Source organism: Streptomyces sp. NPDC058257 (assembly GCF_042881845.1).
In the GTDB taxonomy this organism is placed as follows: Bacteria; Actinomycetota; Actinomycetes; order Streptomycetales; family Streptomycetaceae; genus Streptomyces.
In genome coordinates this window covers 1-19,213 of the sequence record NZ_JBHVXJ010000023.1, presented here as the reverse complement: position 1 = coordinate 19,213, position 19,213 = coordinate 1, and the positions used below count along the sequence as shown (strand labels likewise).

Genomic DNA, 19,213 nt, shown 5'->3' with positions numbered 1-19,213 from the left:
GTGCCCACTACGACGCCCGGGGCGCCCCGTACGCCCCGTATCAGTCATCTGCCCGGTCAGCCACGCCCGCGTTCCGTCACCCGTCCGCATACCCGTTCGGTCACTCGCCGGAGCGGTCGCCCACCGGCGCGTGCTCGACCGCCGTGTGGACGTCGATCTCGCGCCAGAAGCCCGCCCTGATCGCGTACCGGTCGTGTTCGTCGATCTGGTCGTCCTTGTGGGCGAGCAGGCCGAAGCGGGCCGCGTACCGCAGGAGCTCGCCGTCGACGCGGTGCGGGATGCGCGGGTACATCGTCGAGAGCTTCCGCAGATCGTGCTGTTCCGGCAGGCGGGCCATCCAGCGGCGCGCGAAGACCTGTCCGACCTCGAAGGGGTCGCCGCCGACGGTGGTGATGTCCTCCTCGCGGTCGGCCCAGCGCTGTTCGGCCGTCGTCAGCTGGGCGAGCGTCGGCAGGGCCGCGGCCTCGGGACTCTCCGCGGCGCCGCCGGGGCGCTCGACCCAGCCCTTGTCCGACGACCAGCGCAGCGTGGCGTTGGCGGGGTGCTGCGCGGCGGCCTGGGTGCCGGGTCCGCGCAGGGCGGCCAGGTCCTTGGGGGTGGGCACGCCCTTGCCCGGGGGGATGTGGTGGGTGCCGCCGCTGTCGCCGTTGGTCCCCGCCTCGACGTGCTGGCCGTGGTGCACGCCCGCGGCCTCGTCGGCGGCCCGCTGGGCGCTGGCCGCGAGGGCGGACTCCGGCAGGGGCGCGGAGAGGATCGCGGCGATCTCGGGGCGCGGAACCGGAGAGGGCGCGCAGACGCCGGTGAGCTCCTTGGGGCGCACCGCCTTGGTGATCCAGGTCCGGTCGAGGACGCGGCGCTCGTCGGCCTCGGCCACGAGGTCCTCGGACTGGTTGTAGTCCCCGTCGGCGGCCTGCACGGCCCACAGGTGGACGGCGACGCCGTGTTCCTTGGCGGCCATCATGCCGGGCAGCAGATCCCCGTCGCCGGTGACGAGCACGATGTCCGAGCAGGCGCGGTTGCGGGCCAGCTCCGTCAGCTCGGCGTGCATGGCGGCGTCGACGCCCTTCTGGGCCCACCGCCCGTCGCTCCGGGTCAGCGCGCCGAGCCGGACCGTCACGCGCGGCATGACCCGCAGCCTTCGGTGCTCGGGCTGCGGCACCCGGTCGGGGGCGCCGTCGAACCAGTAGATCCGCAGCAGGGGGCGCTCGGTGTCGGATTCGGCGCGCTCGCGGATGCCCTGGATCAGGGCGGTGTGATCGACGGTGATCCGGGACCGGGACGGCTCGCCCGCGAGGAGACTCGCGGCGGCACCCAGCAGATACCCGGCGTCCACCAGGACGATGCAGCGGTCCACGCGATCCACCCTCTTTCCCTGGAGATTCCCTGGAAGCAATGGTTCGGGTTTCCTTCGAGTCTGCCCGACCCTGCGGAGGTTAACGGCCGGAACTCGATCTTCGGCGTGGCGCAGCGCGACTTCGTTCTTCGACAGGACTGCGACAGGGCTACGACAGGGCTTATTACGCACGGTAATTCTCTGAAATGCGCTGCTTGTCAGCATATGTGAATCTGGTCGCGTCCTGGCCCCCAGATTTCCTTCAGGAGGAAGATCACTATGGCCAAGAACAAGAACCGCAAGCAGGGCGACGACCAGAACCGCGCTTCGGCCGCGGAGCAGGCGCAGGAGCAGGCCAAGTCGTCTGCGGAGCAGGCCGAGCAGCGGGTTCAGTCCGCGGTTCAGTCCCAGGGCAGCCCGGCCGAGGTCGCCCGCAAGCATCAGCGTCGCTTCGGCCACAACTGACGCGCGCACAGGCGTATATGCGTGAAGGGGCGCACCCGGACTTCCGGGTGCGCCCCTTTCGTCAAGCGTGAACCAGGTCTGGGCCAGGCCTGGACCGGATCCGGGCCGGGCCTGGACCTATCCGGCCAGACAGGACGCGCCGAGCAGCACCTTCAGGTCTCCGAAAAGGGCGGGATCCGGCTGCACACGGTGACGGTCGAGCCGCAGCACTGTCGTCTTCTGCGCGCCCTGGAGCTTGATCCGCACCTCGCTGTTGCCCCGGTGGTGGCTGAGGATCTCACCGAGGCGGCTGACCATCGGCGGGGTCACCCGCACCGTCGGGATGGTGATCAGGACGGGCGCGTTGGTACCCGCGTTCGACAGGTCGGGGACCTGCATCTCCATCGAGACCAGGCGCGGCACGTCCTCGCGCTTGTCGAGGCGGCCCTTGACGAACACCACGGCGTCCTCGACGAGTTGCGTCGACACCAGCTGATACGTCGCCGGGAAGAACATGCACTCGATGGAGCCCGCGAGGTCCTCCACGGTCGCGATCGCCCAGGCGTTGCCCTGCTTGGTCATCTTGCGCTGGAGGCCGGAGATGATGCCGCCGATGGTGACGATCGAGCCGTCCGAGTAGTCACCGCCGGTGAGCTGTCCGATGCCCGCGTCGGCCTTGTCGGAAAGGACGTGCTCCAGGCCGAAGAGCGGGTGGTCGGAGACGTAGAGACCGAGCATCTCCCGCTCCTGGGCGAGCAGATACGTCTTCTCCCACTCGTCGGTGGAGAACTCCACGTCGAGCCCGAAGCCCGGCTCGTCGCCGCCGCCCTCGTCACCCATGCCTCCGAAGAGGTCGAACTGCCCTTCCGCTTCCTTGCGCTTGACCTGCACCACGTTGTCGATCATGGGTTCGTACTGCGCGGTGAGTCCCTTGCGCGTGTGCCCCATCGTGTCGAAGGCGCCCGCCTTGATGAGCGACTCCGTGGTCCGCTTGTTGCAGGCGGCGGCCTCGACCTTGTCGAGGTAGTCGGGGAAGGAGGCGAACTTCCCCTTGGCCTTGCGCGAGCGGACGATCGACTCGACCACGTTCGTGCCGACGTTGCGGACGGCCTCCAGGCCGAAGAGGATCACGTCGTCGCCCTGGGCGGCGAAGTTGTGCACGGACTCGTTCACGTTGGGCGGAAGGACCTTGATGCCCATGCGCCGGCACTCGTTGAGGTAGATGGCCGACTTGTCCTTGTCGTCCTTCACCGAGGTGAGCAGCGCGGCCATGTACTCGGCGGGGTAGTTCGCCTTGAGGTAGGCGGTCCAGTACGTGACGAGGCCGTACGCCGACGAGTGCGCCTTGTTGAACGCGTATCCGGCGAAGGGGACCAGGACGTCCCACAGGGCCTGGATCGCCGCGTCGGAGAAGCCCTTCTTCTTGGCTCCCGCCTGGAAGAGAACGAAGTTCTTCTCCAGCTCCTCGGGCTTCTTCTTGCCCATCACGCGGCGCAGGATGTCGGCTTCGCCGAGGGAGTAACCGGCGATGATCTGCGCGGCCTTCTGCACCTGCTCCTGGTACACGATGAGGCCGTAGGTCAGGCCGAGCGTCTCCTTCAGGGGCTCTTCGAGCTCCGGGTGGATCGGCGTGATCTCCTGGCGGCCGTTCTTGCGCTCCGCGTAGTTGATGTGCGAGTTCATGCCCATCGGGCCCGGCCGGTAGAGGGCCGAGACGGCGGAAATGTCCTCGAAGTTGTCGGGCTGCATCTGGCGGAGCAGCGAACGCATCGGTCCGCCGTCGAACTGGAAGACACCCAGCGTGTCACCGCGGCAGAGCAGTTCGAAGGTCTTCGGGTCGTCCAGCGGGAGCGAGAGCATCTCCAGGTCGATGCCCTTGCCCGCCCGCACCATCTTGACGGCGTCGTCCATGATGGTGAGGTTGCGCAGACCCAGGAAGTCCATCTTGAGCAGGCCGAGCGACTCGCACTGGGGGTAGTCCCACTGCGTGATGGTCACGCCGTCCGTGTGCCGCGTCCACAGCGGCGCGTGGTCGACGATCGGCTCGCTGGACATGATCACGCCGGCCGCGTGCACACCCATCTGCCGGACCAGGCCCTCGACGCCCTTGGCGGTGTCGATGACCTTCTTCACGTCCGGTTCGTTCTCGTACATCCCCCGGATCTCGCCCGCCTCGCTGTAGCGAGGGTGCTTGGTGTCGGTGATGCCGGAGAGGTCGATGCCCTTGCCCAGGACGTCGGCGGGCATCGCCTTGGTGAGGCGGTCGCCCATCGCGTACGGATATCCGAGCACGCGCGCGGAGTCCTTGATGGCGTTCTTCGCCTTGATCTTTCCGTACGTGCCGATCATGGCGACCTTGTCGGCGCCGTACTTCTCGGTCACGTACCGGATGACTTCCACGCGCCTGCGCTCGTCGAAGTCGATGTCGACATCGGGCATGGAGACGCGCTCGGGGTTGAGGAACCGCTCGAAGATCAGGCCGTGCGTGATGGGGTCGAGGTCGGTGATGCCCATGGCGTACGCGACGATCGAGCCGGCCGCTGAGCCTCGGCCCGGGCCCACCGCGATGCCGTTGTTCTTGGCCCACATGATGAAGTCGGCGACCACGAGGAAGTACCCCGGGAAGCCCATCTGGATGATGATGTCCATCTCGTACTCGGCCTGCTTCTGCCGGTCGTCGGGGACACCGCCCGGGTAGCGGCGGCCCATGCCGACCCGGACCTCCTCCTGGAACCAGGTGACTTCGGTGAAGCCGTCCGGGATCTCAAACTTGGGCATGAGGTCGCGCTTCTCGAACATCCCGGTGGTGTCGATCTGCTCGGCCACCAGAAGCGTGTTCCGGCACCCCTCCTGCCAGGCGTCCGATGAGTCGACGGCGTACATCTCGTCCGTGGACTTCAGGTAATAGCCGGTCCCGTCGAAGCGGAAGCGGTCCGGGTCCGAGAGGTTCTTGCCGGTCTGGATGCAGAGCAGGGCGTCGTGCGCGGTCGACTCGTGGGCGTACGTGTAGTGCGAGTCGTTCGTGACCAGGGGCGGGATCCCCAGCTCCTTGCCGATCTTCAGGAGGTCGTCGCGGACCCGGCGCTCGATCTCGATGCCGTGGTCCATCAGCTCCAGGAAGTAGCGGTCCTTGCCGAAGATCTCCTGGTACTCACCCGCCGCCTTGCGGGCCTCGTCGTACTGACCGAGGCGCAGACGGGTCTGGAGCTCCCCCGAAGGGCAGCCGGTGGAGGCGATCAGACCCTCTGACCACTGGGAGATCGTCTCCTTGTCCATGCGCGGCCACTTCTGGAGCCAGCCTTCGGCATACGCGTCCGAGGAGAGCTTGAAGAGGTTGTGCAGGCCGGTGCTGTTCGACGCCCAGATCGTCTTGTGCGTGTAACCACCCGAACCGGACACGTCGTCGCGCTTCTGATGCGGCTGGCCCCACTTGACCTTCCGCTTGTTGCGGCGGGACTCCGGCGCCACATACGCCTCGATGCCGATGATCGGCGTGACGCCCGCCTTCTGCGCGGCGTGGAAGAAGTCGTACGCCCCGTGGAGGTTGCCGTGGTCGGACATGGCGATGTGCGTCATGCCCATCTCATTACAGGCGTTGAACATGTCCTTCAGCCGCGCGGCACCGTCCAGCAGCGAGTACTGGGTGTGGACATGGAGGTGCGTAAAGGGCGGCTTGGTCACGGTGGAAGGCCTCCGGAGAACAGATGGCAACAGGCTGCGGGCAGTCTGGGGGGACAGCGTGGAAGTCTAATCCGGAGCACTGACATCGTGGACGGATACGGCGACGCGAAGCGTCTCGACGAGGGGTGGCGGGCGGGCGGGCACTCGGGGGTACCGTCGTGCGTTGGACAGGTCGGAACGCCTGTCCCAAATGTTCTGAACACCCGTCCCACACGTCATGCACGACCTGTACCAGGAGGCACCCCGCGATGTCGGAACCGCAGCCCACCGCTGATCAGCGCGGCGAGCAGATCCTCTCCGTCTTCGACACCGCGTTCGGCGAGCTGCTCGCCGCGGACCCCGCCGCCTTCAAGGTGAAGTTCCGGAAGATGGCCGCCTCCGCCTTCGCGTTCTACCGCGGCACGGCCTGCCTCTTCTACGGGGACCTGGAGCGCGAGCAGCACGGCGGTCCGTACCTGGACGAGCGCACGGGACGGGTGTGGATCCACGGCGACCTGCACGCGGAGAACTTCGGCACGTACATGGACGCCCAGGGCCGTCTGATCTTCAACGTGAACGACTTCGACGAGGCGTACGTCGGCCCCTTCACCTGGGACCTGAAGCGCTTCGCCGCCTCCGCGGCCCTGATCGGGTACACGAAGGCGCTCAGTGACGAGCAGATCACCGACCTGGTGCGGATCTACGCGGCGGCGTACCGCGAGCGCATCCACGACCTGGCGACCGGCGCCAAGAGCGACGAGGTGCCGCCCTTCACCCTGGACACCGCCCAGGGCCCGCTCCTGGACGCGCTGCGCGACGCGCGCTCGCTGACCCGCTTCGGGCTCCTGGAGTCCATGACGGAGATCCGCGACTTCGAGCGCCGCTTCGCTCCGGGCGGCGGCTCGATCGAGCTCGACGCGGCCACCCGCTACAAGGTGCTCGCCGCCTTCGACGGCTATCTGGAGACGCTCCCCGAGTCCTCGCTCACCCGCCCCGACTCGTACCGCGTGAAGGACGTCGTCGGGCGCCGCGGCATCGGCATCGGCTCCGCGGGTCTTCCCTCGTACAACATCCTGCTCGAAGGCAACAGCGACGCCCTGGAGAACGACGTCGTGATCTACCTCAAGCAGGCCCAGACCCCGGCCGTCTCGCGGCACATCACCGACGGCGCGGTCCGTGACTACTTCCAGCACGAGGGCCACCGCACGGTCATCTCGCAGCGCGCGCTCCAGGCGCACGCCGACCCCTGGCTCGGCTGGACCGAGCTGGACGGCGCGGGCCAGCTGGTCGCCGAGGTCTCTCCGTACGCCGTGGACCTGGACTGGTCGGACATCGACGACTGGGACGAGATCGCCTCGGTCATCGCCGACCTGGGCCGCGCCACCGCCACGATGCACTCCGCCGCCGACGACGAGAGCGGCCACTCCGACCTGGTGCCGTTCTCCACGGAGCGCGCGATCGACGCCGCCATCGCGGCGGACGAGGAGGGCTTCGGGGACCTGCTCGTGGACTTCGCCCATGAGTACGGGGCGCGTGCCCGCAGGGACCACCAGATCTTCGTCGACCTGTTCCGTAACGGTCGGATTCCGGGTCTGCAGGCCATCGTGTAACTCATAGGCACCCTTTAGGGATGCCTTACGGGAGCACATGACAGACTCGGCTGCGCGATGGACATATCCGGAACCCAGCTCAGAGCCGTGCGCGCGGCCCTCTTCACGACGCTCGTCGTGACGCTCTCCGCCGCGTCGCACGTCCTGCTGTCCCGCGCCCCGCTGCCGCTGACCACCGTCGCCGTGATCACCGGTGCGGTCTTCGTCATCGCCTACGCCCTGGCGGGGCGCGAGCGCGGCTACGGCCGGATCGCCGCCCTGCTCATCCCCCTCGAACTGGCTGCCGACACGGTGTTCACCACGGGGCAGCACGTCTGTTACGGCCAGGCGGGCGGTCCCGTCGCGGGTCCGCTGCGCTCCGTCGGCTTCGACGTGCTGTGCGGCGGCGGCAGCGTCGGCACGCCGCTGGCCCGGATGACCGGCGACGGTCACCGTGCCGCCGTCCTTCTCGCCGACGCCGAGCCGAGCGCCGCCTGGCTGCTGCTCGGCGCGCACATCGGGGTCGGTCTGCTCGCGGCGGCCTGGCTTCGGCGCGGCGAGCGCGCCCTGGCCCAGGTCCTGCGCGCGATGGCCGCCTGCACCTTCCGGCCGCTGCTCATCGCGGTCGCCGTGGTGGGCGTCGGCATGCGGCCCGTGCGCCGCCGCGCCCCGCGCCCCGCGCGCCGGATACGGACCGCGCGTTCGCGGCTTCTCGTGCATTTCGTGGGACGGCGTGGACCGCCCTGCTCGGCCGTCTTCGCCTGAGCACCACCGTCCCCACGCACGTCACCCCTACGGAGAACATCATCATGAGCAAGCGCAACAGCCAGGCGGCCAAGTCGGCGGCCCGCGAGCGGATCCGCGCCCAGCAGGAAGCCGAGCGCAAGCGGCAGAAGCGGAAGCGGACGGCGATCGTCGGCGTCTCCGTCGTCGCGGTCCTGGCGATCGCGGGCGGCATCGGCTACGCCGTCATGCAGTCCAACAAGCCCGGCCACTGGGAAGCCGCCGCCGACGAGAAGCTGGTCAAGCCCGCGAACACCTCGGGCAAGGACGGCACGACCGTCGTCATCGGCAAGGACAGCGCCAAGAAGACCCTCAAGGTCTACGAGGACGCGCGCTGCCCCGTCTGCGCCAGCTTCGAGCAGACGGTGGGCCCGACGGTCGAGAAGGACCTGAAGGACGGCAAGTACAAGATCCAGTTCGTCGGTGCCACGTTCCTCGACCGCAACCTCACCGGTGAGGGTTCCAAGAACGCGCTCAGCGCGCTCGGTGCCGCCCTGAACGTGAGCGACCAGGCCTTCCTGGACTACAAGAAGGCCATGTTCTCCAAGGAGAACCACCCCTCCGAGACGGAGGACAAGTTCAAGGACGACGCGCTCCTGACCAAGATCGCGAACGAGGTCCCCGAGCTCAAGAAGAGCAAGACCTTCGCGAAGGACGTCAAGGACGGCACGTACGACCGCTGGGCCCTTGAGATGTCGAAGATGTTCGACGACAACAAGGACGGCGTCGAGGGCACGCCCTCCTTCGTCATGGACGGCAAGAAGCTGACCGGCCCCGACAAGAAGAACGCCCCTTCGTCGGTCAAGGACTACAAGACGGCCATCGACGCCGCGCTGAAGGGCTGAAGCACTTAGCTGAGGCACTTGGCTGAGGCACTTGGCTGCAGCACTTAGATGCAGCGCTTGGCCGAAGAGCGGGCGAACCTTTCACGGTTCGCCCGCTCTTGGCGTTCACGGACCCGGAGAGGCCCGAAGGGGTCCAGGAGATATGCCCAGAGGGGCAGAGGGTCTAGAGGGTCTAGAGGGTCTAGAGGGTCTAGAGGGACTAGAGGGACTCGAGGAAGCCGATCGCCGTCCGCCATGTCGACTCCGCCGCCTCGGCGTCGTAGTCGTCCAGGTCGGGGTCGGTGTAGATGTGGCCCGCCCCCGCGTAGCGGTACACCTCGACGTCGGCGCCGGCCCGTCCCATCTGGAGGTACCACGCGCTCAGCCAGTCGTCCGTCTCGAACTGGTCCGGCTCGGCGACGTGCAGCTGCACCGGCAGCTCGTCCACCGTCGTGTTCTCCGCGATGTCGGACGTGCCGTGCAGGAGCAGAAGACCGCGCGCCTTGTCGTCGCCGAGGGCGAGGGTCTGCGCGGTGGCGGCGCCGAACGAGAATCCGGCGTAGACGAGGCCCCGCTCGGAGTAGGGCGCGGCGGCCAGAATCGCCCGCTTGAGGAGCTCTTCCTTGCCGAGCTCGTCCTTGAAGGCCATGCCTTCCTCGACGGTGCCGAAAGTGCGCCCGTCGAACAGATCGGGCGTCCACACCTCGTGCCCCTCGGCGCGCAGCCGGTCGGCCGCCGCGTGCACCGCGGGCACAAGCCCGTACGTCGAGTGGAAAAGCATGATGTTCATGGGGCCATCGTGCCACTTACCCTCGGGGGCATGGAGAACGTACTGCGTCCGTTGATCGTGGTCGGCGGCTCGGTCGTGATCACGCTGGCCGTGGTGTGGCTGGCCGATGTGCTGCTGCGCCGGGCCGACGACCGCCACCCCGACAACCCTCTGTGGGGTCTGCTGCGCCGCTGCCGGCTCCCCTTCCAACTTTTCCTCTGTGCCGCTCTGCTGCGCGGCTCCTTCGAACAGGCGGAGATCGCCAAGGACCATTCGCCGGGCATCGGGCAGACTCTGACCCTGGTGCTCATCGGGTCCGTGGCCTGGCTCCTCGTCCGCATCGCGACGGCCATCGTCGAGTCCACGTACGCGCGCTACGCCAATGCCCACCGCGATCCCGCCCGGGTCCGCCGGGTGCGTACGCAGGTCACGCTCATCCAGCGGGTGGTCACCGCGATCGTCGGCGTCGTGGCCGTCGGGGCGATGCTGCTCACCTTCCCCGCCATGCAGGCTGCCGGAACGTCACTGCTCGCCTCCGCGGGGCTTCTCGGCATCGTCGCTGGCGTCGCCGCCCAGTCCACACTCTCCAATCTCTTCGCGGGGCTGCAGATCGCCTTCGGCGACATGGTGCGGATCGGCGACACGGTCGTCGTGGACGGCGAGTGGGGCACCGTGGACGAGATCACACTGACCTTCCTGGCCGTACGCACCTGGGACGAGCGCCGGATCACCATGCCGGTGTCGTACTTCGTCTCGAAGCCCTTCGAGAACTGGTCGCGAGGCGGGTCCCAGATGACCGGCACGGTCTTCTTCCAGCTCGACCACACGGCGCCCATCGCCGAGATGCGCGAGAAGCTCCAGGACGTCCTGCGCGAGTGCGCCGCCTGGGACGGCAGGGACTGGGGCCTCGCGGTCACGGACACGACGCCGAACACGATCCAGGTGCGCGCCCTGGTCACCGCCAAGGACGCGGACGACATCTGGACGGTGCGGGTCACGGTGCGCGAGCACCTGATCCGCTGGCTCACCGAGCGCCACGCCTACGCGCTGCCGCGGGTCAACACGGCCTGGGCCGAACTGCCGCCGGAGGACGAGCAGCCGCATCCGCCCCGGCCTGTCATGCCGCGCACCGGCCGGGGCTGAGCGGCGCCCTCCGTCAGCTCCGTCAGCCGTCAGCCGTCAGGACCGCAGGCTGCGTACGTCGAGGTGGTGCAGGACCCGGTCGACGATCTCGGGGTCGGCACCGGGTTCGCTGCGCGCGGCGAGGATCTCGTGGCGGGCGGCCGACATCATGTCGCGCTGGATGCGCTGCACCGCCTTGAGACGGACGGCGCGCTTGGAGTACCGCTCGCGCCGTTCGTCGTCGACGATGTCGGGGCTGACCCTGGCGCCGATGTCGAAGGCCCCGCGCAGCAGCCGCTCCGAGAGGTCCTCGGGCAGCTCCTCGACCTCTTCGATCTCCTTGAGGCGGCGCTTGGCCGCCTTGGCCGCCCGGATGGCGAGATCCCGCTCGATGGCCCGCTCGACGTCGGTGTCCGCGCGCACCCCGAGCTTCCTCACCAGCCAGGGCAGGGTGAGCCCCTGGACGACGAGGGTCGCCATGATGACGCAGAAGGCGATGAAGATGATCTCGTCCCGGGCCGGGAAGGGATCGCCGTTGTCCGTCTTCAGCGGAATGGCGAGGGCCAGGGCGACGGAGGCCACGCCGCGCATCCCGGACCACCACATGACCACGGTCTCGCGCCAGGTCGTCGGGATCTCCTCGTCGATGTCCCGCAGCTTGTGCAGCCGCTTGGCGAGATAGGTCGCGGGCAGCAGCCACAGCAGTCGTACGCCGACGACGACCGCGACGACCACCGCGCCCCAGCCGACCATCTGCCACTCACGGCCGCTCGCCGTGCCGAAGACGTTGTGCAGTTCGAGCCCGATGAGCCCGAAGGCGACGCCGGTGACCAGGGTGTCGACGATTCTCCAGAAGGTCTGCCCGGTGATCCGCCCGAGGACGTCGTCGGCGTCGGCGCCGTGCTCCGCGAGGTAGAGCGCGGTGGTCAGTACGGCGAGCACGCCGGAGCCCATCAGCTCCTCGGCGAGGACGTAGCTCACGAACGGGACGAGCAGTGTCAGGCCGGTCTGCAGGGTGGCCTCGCCGAGGATCCCCATGAGCTTGTTGGTGATCCAGCCCAGCGCAATCCCTATGGCGACGGCGACCACCGCGGAGAGCACGAGCTGCCCCACCGCCGACGGCCAGGAGAACGTCCCGCTGACAGCCGCCGCGATCGCCACGTGGTAGAGCACGATCGCCGTGACGTCGTTGAAGAGCCCCTCCCCCTCCAGGATCGACACGAGCCGCCGCGGCAGCCCGAGCGAACCGGCGACGGCGGTCGCGGCGACCGGGTCGGGCGGCGCCACGAGCGCGCCGAGCGCCACGGCGGCGGCGATCGGCAGCCCGGGGACGACCGAGTTCGCGATCGCGGCGACCGCCGCGGTCGTCACGAAGACGAGGGCGACGGCGAGCAGGAAGATGGGGCGCCTGTTGGCGGCGAACTGCCGCCAGGAGGTGCGCTGGACGGACGCGTACAGCAGGGGCGGAAGGACCAGCGGAAGGATGTAGTCGGGGGGAAGCTCGACGTTCGGGACCCAGCTCACGAAGGCGAGGACGATCCCGGCCAGCGTCATGAGGACGGGCGCGGGCAGCCCGAGCCGCTCGCCAAGAGGCACCGTCACCACGGCGCCGAGCAGCAGAATGAGCAGCAGCGCCAGTTGATCCACGGTGCGGCCTCCGGCGGTGTCGGTCAGTTCGAGAAAGTCCGGGACTCAGACGATCAAGACCTCAACCCTGCCACGCGTTCCCACGAACCGGGCCAATGCCCCTCCGGCACCGCTGCCGCTGTCCGGCGCTCAGCCCAGTGGCCTGCGCATCGCCCGGTGCGGGATGCCCGCGTCCGGGAACTCGGGGCCGTGGACCACGTATCCAAGGCGTTCGTAGAACCCCAGGGCATGCGTCTGTGCGTGCAGGTCGACGGCGGTGAGGCCACGCGCGCGTGCCGCGTCCTCGATCGCCCGCACCAGGGCCGCGCCGACGCCGAGTCCGCGCGCCTCGCGTGTCACCGCGAGGCGGCCGAGCGCGCCCACCCCGCTGTCCCCGCCGTTCTTGGCCACGGCCGCCGCGCCGGTGAGCAGACGGCCCGTGCCCAGCGGGAGGCCGTCGTCGCGGACCGCGAGGACGTGCACCGCGTCGGCGTCGTACGCGTCGTACTCCAGGTCCTCGGGGACCTGCTGCTCGACTACGAAGACTTCCTTGCGGACCCCGAAGCAGGCCTCCAGGTCGTCGGCCTCGACCGCGATCCGGCAGGTGACCCGCGCGTTCATGAACTCTCGGCCCGCACCCGGTCGAGCGCCTGCTGGAGGTCGTCGGGGTACGTGCTCTCGAACTCCACCCACTGCCCGTCACCGGGGTGCTCGAAGCCGAGCCGCACCGCGTGCAGCCACTGGCGTGTGAGGCCGAGCCGCTTGGCGATGGTGGGGTCGGCGCCGTACGTCAGGTCGCCGACGCACGGGTGGCGGTGGGCCGCCATGTGTACGCGGATCTGGTGCGTGCGCCCCGTCTCCAGCTTGATGTCGAGCAGCGAGGCCGCGCGGAACGCCTCGATGAGGTCGTAGTGCGTGACGGAGGGCTTGCCCTCGGCCGTGACCGCCCACTTGTAGTCGTGCTGCGGGTGGCGTCCGATGGGGGCGTCGATCGTGCCGCTCATCGGGTCGGGGTGGCCCTGCACCAGCGCGTTGTAACGCTTGTCGACGGTGCGCTCCTTGAACTGCCGCTTCAGGGAGGTGTAGGCACGCTCCGACTTGGCGACGGTCATGAGGCCGGACGTGCCCACGTCGAGGCGGTGCACGATGCCCTGGCGCTCGGCGGCTCCGGAGGTCGAGATGCGATACCCGGCAGCTGCGAGGCCGCCGATCACCGTGGTGCCGGTCCAGCCGGGGCTCGGGTGCGCGGCCACGCCCACCGGCTTGACGATCACGAGGATGTCGTCGTCGTCATGGATGATCTCCATGCCCTCGACGGGCTCGGCGACGATCTGTACCGGAGCGGGCGCCTGCGGCATCTCCACCTCCAGCCAGGCGCCGCCGTGCACGCGCTCGGACTTGCCGACCACGCTGCCGTCGACCATCACCTTGCCTGCCGCCGCAAGCTCGGCGGCCTTCGTGCGGGAAAAACCGAACATGCGAGAGATGGCGGCGTCGACGCGCTCGCCCTCCAGGCCGTCCGGCACGGGCAGGGTACGGATCTCGGGAATCGTGCTCACCCATTGAGTATGCAGGAGGCCACCGACACTCCCGCACCACGAGAGCCCCCGCAGGAGGCTCCGCCGCCGCTCGGGCCCTGCTCAGCCCCTGGTCAGCCCCTGGTCAGTCCTTGTGGACGGTGCCGTCCGGGTCCAGGCCTCGGAACGAGAGGATCACGATCAGGAAGCCGCCGCACACGATCGCCGAGTCCGCGAGGTTGAACACCGCGAAGCCTTTCGGCGCGATGAAGTCGACCACCGCTCCCTCGAACACTCCGGGGGCGCGGAAGATCCGGTCGGTGAGGTTCCCCAGGGCGCCGCCGAGCAGCATGCCGAGGGCGATCGCCCACGGCAGGCTGTAGAGCTTGCGGGCCAGGCGGGCGATCACGACGATCACGGCCGCCGCGATGCAGGTGAAGATCACGGTGAAGGCCTCGCCGATCCCGAAGGCGGCGCCCGCGTTCCGGATGGCGTTGAACTGGAGCAAGTCGCCGATGATCTCGATCGGCGCGTGGTGCTCCAGCTTCGCGACGACGATCATCTTGCTGACGAGGTCCAGGGCGTACGCCAGCACGGCGACCGCGAACAGGACGAGGATCTTGCGCTTGCCCTTGGGCCGCTGCGCGTCCGGCGCGGCCTGCTCGTCGGGCGACGCGTGCTCGTCCGGCGACACCTGCTCGCCGGCCTCGTCCCGCCCAGCCGCCTCAGGGATGTCCGGCGTACCGATGATGCGCTCCGCCTCTGCCACGTGAGTCCCTCAACCTAGGTACCTGACTGGGGACGAGAGTACGGCACACACGTACGGCGGCAGGTGGTCAGGCCGCCTTCAGTAGCGGCGCTCCTCCTTCTGCTTGCAGTCCATGCACAGGGTCGCGCGCGGGAACGCCTGCATCCGCGCCTTGCCGATGGGATTGCCGCAGTTCTCGCAGATGCCGTACGTTCCCGCGTCCAGCCGCTCCAGGACGCGCTCGGTCTGCTCGAGCATCTCGCGCGCGTTGGCGGCCAGGGACATCTCGTGCTCCCGCGTGATGTTCTTCGTGCCGGTGTCCGCGTCGTCGTCGCCCGCGCCGTCCCCGGAGTCGCGCATCAGACCCGCCAGGGCGTCCTCGGAGGCGGAGATCTCGGCTCCGAGCCGCAGCGCCTCGCTCTGGAGCTCCGCACGGGCCTCCGCGACCTCCTCCGGGGTCCAGGGGTCCTCGCCGGGCCGTACAGCGAGCTCACCGGGGTCCGCGGCGGCGATACGCGCCTTGGGCACCGCCGTCGGCTTCTTCGCTGCCGTCGCCGTGCCCGGAGTCTTCTTCGTAACCACTGTCGTGGCTCCCGTCGTCTCCGCGGCCTGAGCCGCACCCTCGGCCGCTGTCGCAGCCGTCTTCTTGGCCGTGCTCTTCTTGGCCGTGCCCTTCTTGGCAGCTGCCTTCTTCGTCGCGGAGGTCTTCTTCGCGGCGGAGGCCTTCTTCGCCGCGCCGGGCTCCTTGGCGGAGTCCTCCTCGGCCGCTGTCTTCCTGCCGGCGTCGGCGACCATGTCGACCGCCTTCTTCGCGACTGCTTTCTTGGCGGCCGCCTTCTTCGCCACTGCCTTCTTGGCGGCGGTCTTCTTCGTGGCCGCGCCCGTGGATCTGCCCGACGCCGAATCCTGTACGGCGGTCTTCTTCGCCACCATGGCCGCGGCCCCTTCACATTTTGTGATCTTGCACGCGAATCGTGCTGGGACGATAAATCGACTCAGAGCCCGCGGCAACGGGGCACGCCGCCCGATCCGCCCGCCCCATGGGTGCGCGCGAAAAGCATGCATGCGTTGTGCCCAGCTCCCAGCGCGGTAATCCGCCCGGTACGGCGGCCCAGGATCCGGCTACCCGGCATGTCGCCATTCGGGTCAGTTCCGGCGGTCCCGGCGGCCCGGGGCACAGGCCCGTTCCCGGGCGGAAACGGCCCCCTTGGCCCCACCCGAATAAGCGGTCGGCCTCGTCCGCCCCGGCCCCGTACACTGGGCGCAGCGAGAAGCGTGGATGGGGACGAGTAGCGGCGTACGCGGCCATGAGCGACCCGGGGACGGTGTGAGCCCGGGGGCAGGCACGACGCGAAGATCACCCCGGAGCCGCCGGAAGAACCACCGGCAGTGGGCCCTCAGGCCCGCCGCGGGCCAGTAGACCCGGTATCGCGACCCCAATGAGGGGGCGTTCCGAGCGCCACACGCGTCAGGAAGGCCAAGGAGGGTGGTACCGCGGGAGCGCGACAAGCGGCTCTCGTCCCTCCGACGGAACGGAATCGTCCGCCGGAGGAAGCGCGTTGAACACGCAGCCGCAGTACCGCCAGGTGCCCGCCCAGGTCGACCTGCCCGCCCTTGAGCACGCCGTGCTCGACTTCTGGCGCGAGCAGAAGATCTTCGCCAAGAGCCTGGAGCAGTCCGAGGGGCGCCCCGAGTGGGTGTTCTACGAGGGCCCGCCCACCGCCAACGGCATGCCGGGCGCCCACCACATCGAGGCCCGCGTCTTCAAGGACGTCTTTCCGCGCTTCCGCACCATGCGGGGCTACCACGTCGCCCGCAAGGCCGGCTGGGACTGCCACGGCCTCCCGGTCGAGCTCGCGGTCGAGAAGGAGCTCGGGTTCAGCGGCAAGAAGGACATCGAGGCGTACGGCATCGCCGAGTTCAACGCCAAGTGCCGCGAGTCCGTGACCCGGCACACCGACGCCTTCACCGACCTCACGAACCGCATGGGCTACTGGGTCGACCTCGACGACGCGTACCGCACCATGAACCCGGAGTACGTCGACTCCGTCTGGTGGTCCCTGAAGGAGATCTTCAACAAGGACCTCCTCGTCCAGGACCACCGCGTCGCCCCCTGGTGTCCGCGCTGCGGCACCGGCCTCTCGGACCACGAGCTGGCGCAGGGCTACGAGACGGTCGTCGACCCGTCCGTCTTCGTCCGCTTCCCGCTCACCGGCGGCCCGCTGGCCGGCGAGGCGGCCCTCCTGGTGTGGACGACCACTCCGTGGACCCTCGTCTCCAACACCGCCGTCGCCGCGCACCCCGACGTCACGTACGTCGTCGCGACGAACGGTGAGGAGAAGCTCGTCGTGGCCGAGCCGCTCGTCGAGAAGGCTCTCGGCGAAGGCTGGCAGACCACGGGGCAGACCTTCACCGGCGCCGAGATGGAGCGTTGGAACTACCGACGGCCCTTCGACCTGGTGGAGTTCCCGGCCCCCGCGCACTACGTGGTCAACGCCGACTACGTGACCACCGAGGACGGCACCGGTCTGGTCCACCAGTCCCCCGCCTTCGGTGAGGACGACCTCAAGGTCTGCCGTTCGTACGGCCTCCCGGTCGTGAACCCGGTGCGTCCCGACGGCACCTTCGAGGAGGACGTCCCCCTCGTAGGCGGTGTCTTCTTCAAGAAGGCCGACGAAAAGCTCACCGAGGACCTCCAGGACCGCGGTCTGCTCTTCCGTCACATCCCGTACGAGCACAGCTATCCGCACTGCTGGCGCTGCCACACGGCGCTCCTCTATTACGCGCAGCCGTCCTGGTACATCCGCACCACGGCCATCAAGGACCGTCTCCTTCAGGAGAACGAGAAGACCAACTGGTTCCCGGACTCGGTCAAGAACGGCCGCTTCGGCGACTGGCTGAACAACAACGTCGACTGGGCGCTCTCCCGCAACCGCTACTGGGGCACCCCGCTGCCCATCTGGCGCTGCGAGGAAGGCCACTTGACGTGCGTGGGCTCGCGCGCCGAGCTCTCCGGCCTGACGGGCACCGACCAGTCTGAGCTCGACCCGCACCGCCCGTACATCGACGCGGTGACCTTCCCCTGCCCGACCTGCCAGGAGACCGCGACGCGCGTCCCCGAGGTCATCGACGCCTGGTACGACTCCGGTTCGATGCCGTTCGCGCAGTGGGGATACCCGTACAAGAACAAGGAGCTCTTCGAGAGCCGCTACCCGGCGCAGTTCATCTCGGAGGCCATCGACCAGACGCGCGGCTGGTTCTACACGCTGATGGCGATCGGCACGCTCGTCTTCGACAAGTCGTCCTACGAGAACGTGGTCTGCCTCGGCCACATCCTCGCCGAGGACGGCCGGAAGATGTCCAAGCACCTGGGCAACACCCTGGATCCGATCCCGCTGATGGACCAGCACGGCGCCGACGCGGTGCGCTGGTTCATGGCGGCCGGCGGCTCACCGTGGGCGGCACGCCGCGTGGGCCACGGCACCATCCAGGAAGTCGTCCGCAAGACGCTCCTCACGTACTGGAACACGGTCGCCTTCCAGGCCCTGTACGCCCGTACGTCGAAGTGGGCCCCCAGCGACGCCGACCCGGCGCCCTCGGAGCGCCCGCTCCTGGACCGCTGGCTGCTCAGCGAGCTGCACGCGCTGACCGACCAGGTCACGCAGTCCCTGGAGGGCTACGACACCCAGCGTGCGGGCAAGCTCCTGTCCACGTTCGTCGACAACCTCTCCAACTGGTACGTACGCCGCTCACGGCGCCGCTTCTGGCAGGGCGACAAGGCGGCCCTGCGCACCCTGCACGAGGTCCTGGAGACGGTCACCCGCCTCATGGCCCCGCTGACGCCGTTCATCACCGAGCGCGTCTGGCAGGACCTGGTGGTGCCGGTCACCCCTGGCGCCCCGGAGTCGGTCCACCTGACGTCCTGGCCCGAGGCCGACCTGTCGGCGATCGACCCGGACCTGTCGCGGCAGATGGTCCTCGTCCGCCGCCTGGTGGAGCTGGGCCGCGCCACACGCGCCGAGTCGGGCGTCAAGACCCGCCAGCCGCTGTCCCGCGCCCTGATCGCGGCCACCGGCTTCGAGTCGCTCAACCCGGAGCTGCACGCCCAGATCACCGAGGAGCTCAACGTCTCCTCGCTGGCATCGCTCTCCGAGGTCGGCGGTTCGCTGGTCGACACGACCGCGAAGGCCAACTTCCGCGCCCTGGGCAAGCGGTTCGGCAAGGGCGTCCAGGCGGTGGCCAAGGCCGTCGCCGACACGGACGCCGCCGCGCTCTCCCTGGCCCTGCGCGAGGGAACGGCGTCGGTCGAGGTCGACGGGGAGAAGATCACACTGGCCCCGGACGAGGTCATCATCACGGAGACCCCCCGCGAGGGCTGGTCGGTGGCGTCCGACTCCGGTGCCACGGTCGCTCTCGACCTGGAGATCACGGAGGAACTGCGCCGGGCCGGTCTGGCCCGTGACGCGATCCGCCTGATCCAGGAGGCCCGCAAGAACAGCGGTCTGGACGTCGCGGACCGGATCGCCCTGCGCTGGACCTCCACGGACCCGGCCGTGATCACGGCTCTGTCCGACCACGCCGAGCTGATCGCGGACGAGGTGCTCGCCACGGACTTCGGTCAGGGTGAGGCCGACGACACGTACGGCGAGACGTTCACTGACGAATCGCTGTCCATGACGTTCCGCCTCCGCAAGGCGTAACCACCAGGCAGCCGACAGCACCCGGCAGGGCGCTGTTGGCGCGGTGCGCGGAGGTCGGGGCGGACCGGGGGGTCTGGTTGGGGTGCCTACGGGCTTGG

Annotated in this window: 14 protein-coding genes; 6 read left to right on the top strand and 8 right to left on the bottom strand. The window is 69.0% G+C overall.

The annotated features are described in order from the left end of the window. Positions 1-100: 100 nt before the first annotated feature. Positions 101-1,354, bottom strand: a complete 1,254-nt coding sequence (locus ACFVXC_RS36030; protein ID WP_389914365.1) for an NYN domain-containing protein — start codon at positions 1,352-1,354, stop codon at positions 101-103. Between the two features lie 258 nt (positions 1,355-1,612). Here ACFVXC_RS36030 and ACFVXC_RS36025 point away from each other — a divergent pair, with 258 nt between their 5' ends. Next, positions 1,613-1,798 (top strand): hypothetical protein, encoded by a 186-nt coding sequence (locus ACFVXC_RS36025; RefSeq protein ID WP_383271199.1) that lies wholly within the window; start codon positions 1,613-1,615, stop codon positions 1,796-1,798. A 117-nt stretch (positions 1,799-1,915) separates the two neighbouring features. Here the strand turns inward: ACFVXC_RS36025 and dnaE are convergent, their stop codons facing one another. Then, a complete protein-coding gene (dnaE, locus tag ACFVXC_RS36020) occupies positions 1,916-5,458 on the bottom strand; it encodes a DNA polymerase III subunit alpha (RefSeq protein ID WP_389914362.1) in 3,543 nt (1,180 codons plus the stop codon). A gap of 248 nt (positions 5,459-5,706) precedes the next feature. Between dnaE and ACFVXC_RS36015 the strand changes: the two genes are divergently transcribed. From ACFVXC_RS36015 to ACFVXC_RS36005, 3 genes are read left to right on the top strand one after another with little or no spacing between them, the layout of a single operon-like run. Then, positions 5,707-7,047 carry a DUF2252 domain-containing protein gene (locus ACFVXC_RS36015; protein WP_389914359.1) on the top strand — a complete coding sequence of 447 codons (1,341 nt, stop codon included), beginning with the start codon at positions 5,707-5,709 and terminating at the stop codon, positions 7,045-7,047. Between the two features lie 57 nt (positions 7,048-7,104). Continuing rightward, positions 7,105-7,791, top strand: a complete 687-nt coding sequence (locus ACFVXC_RS36010; protein ID WP_389914356.1) for a hypothetical protein — start codon at positions 7,105-7,107, stop codon at positions 7,789-7,791. Positions 7,792-7,835: 44 nt separating this feature from the next. After that, the gene (locus ACFVXC_RS36005; protein WP_389914353.1) at positions 7,836-8,654 is read left to right on the top strand and encodes a thioredoxin domain-containing protein; all 819 of its coding nucleotides are present in this window, start codon (positions 7,836-7,838) and stop codon (positions 8,652-8,654) included. A 199-nt stretch (positions 8,655-8,853) separates the two neighbouring features. Here ACFVXC_RS36005 and ACFVXC_RS36000 read toward each other — a convergent pair whose 3' ends face one another. Then, a complete protein-coding gene (locus ACFVXC_RS36000; RefSeq protein ID WP_389914351.1) occupies positions 8,854-9,423 on the bottom strand; it encodes a dienelactone hydrolase family protein in 570 nt (189 codons plus the stop codon). Between the two features lie 30 nt (positions 9,424-9,453). Between ACFVXC_RS36000 and ACFVXC_RS35995 the strand changes: the two genes are divergently transcribed. Continuing rightward, positions 9,454-10,545 (top strand): mechanosensitive ion channel family protein, encoded by a 1,092-nt coding sequence (locus ACFVXC_RS35995; protein ID WP_389914348.1) that lies wholly within the window; start codon positions 9,454-9,456, stop codon positions 10,543-10,545. A gap of 36 nt (positions 10,546-10,581) precedes the next feature. Here ACFVXC_RS35995 and ACFVXC_RS35990 read toward each other — a convergent pair whose 3' ends face one another. The 5 genes from ACFVXC_RS35990 to ACFVXC_RS35970 all read right to left on the bottom strand — a co-directional run bounded on the left by ACFVXC_RS35990 (position 10,582) and on the right by ACFVXC_RS35970 (position 15,348). Continuing rightward, positions 10,582-12,171, bottom strand: coding sequence for a Na+/H+ antiporter (locus ACFVXC_RS35990; protein ID WP_389914345.1), 1,590 nt, complete (start codon positions 12,169-12,171; stop codon positions 10,582-10,584). A 129-nt stretch (positions 12,172-12,300) separates the two neighbouring features. Continuing rightward, a complete protein-coding gene (locus ACFVXC_RS35985; RefSeq protein WP_389914342.1) occupies positions 12,301-12,771 on the bottom strand; it encodes a GNAT family N-acetyltransferase in 471 nt (156 codons plus the stop codon). Then, on the bottom strand, positions 12,768-13,709 hold the full coding sequence (locus ACFVXC_RS35980; protein WP_389914339.1) for an RluA family pseudouridine synthase: 942 nt from the start codon (positions 13,707-13,709) through the stop codon (positions 12,768-12,770). Before ACFVXC_RS35980 ends, ACFVXC_RS35985 begins: the two co-directional genes overlap by 4 nt. A 103-nt stretch (positions 13,710-13,812) precedes the next feature. After that, positions 13,813-14,361 carry a signal peptidase II gene (lspA, locus tag ACFVXC_RS35975; RefSeq protein WP_389914606.1) on the bottom strand — a complete coding sequence of 183 codons (549 nt, stop codon included), beginning with the start codon at positions 14,359-14,361 and terminating at the stop codon, positions 13,813-13,815. A 153-nt stretch (positions 14,362-14,514) separates the two neighbouring features. Then, positions 14,515-15,348, bottom strand: a complete 834-nt coding sequence (locus tag ACFVXC_RS35970; protein ID WP_389914337.1) for a TraR/DksA family transcriptional regulator — start codon at positions 15,346-15,348, stop codon at positions 14,515-14,517. Positions 15,349-15,974: 626 nt separating this feature from the next. On the opposite strand from ACFVXC_RS35970, the gene ileS reads away from it, so the two are divergent. Beyond that, entirely contained in the window at positions 15,975-19,115 is a 3,141-nt protein-coding gene (gene ileS, locus ACFVXC_RS35965; RefSeq protein WP_389914335.1) for an isoleucine--tRNA ligase, read from the top strand. Positions 19,116-19,213: the final 98 nt, after the last annotated feature.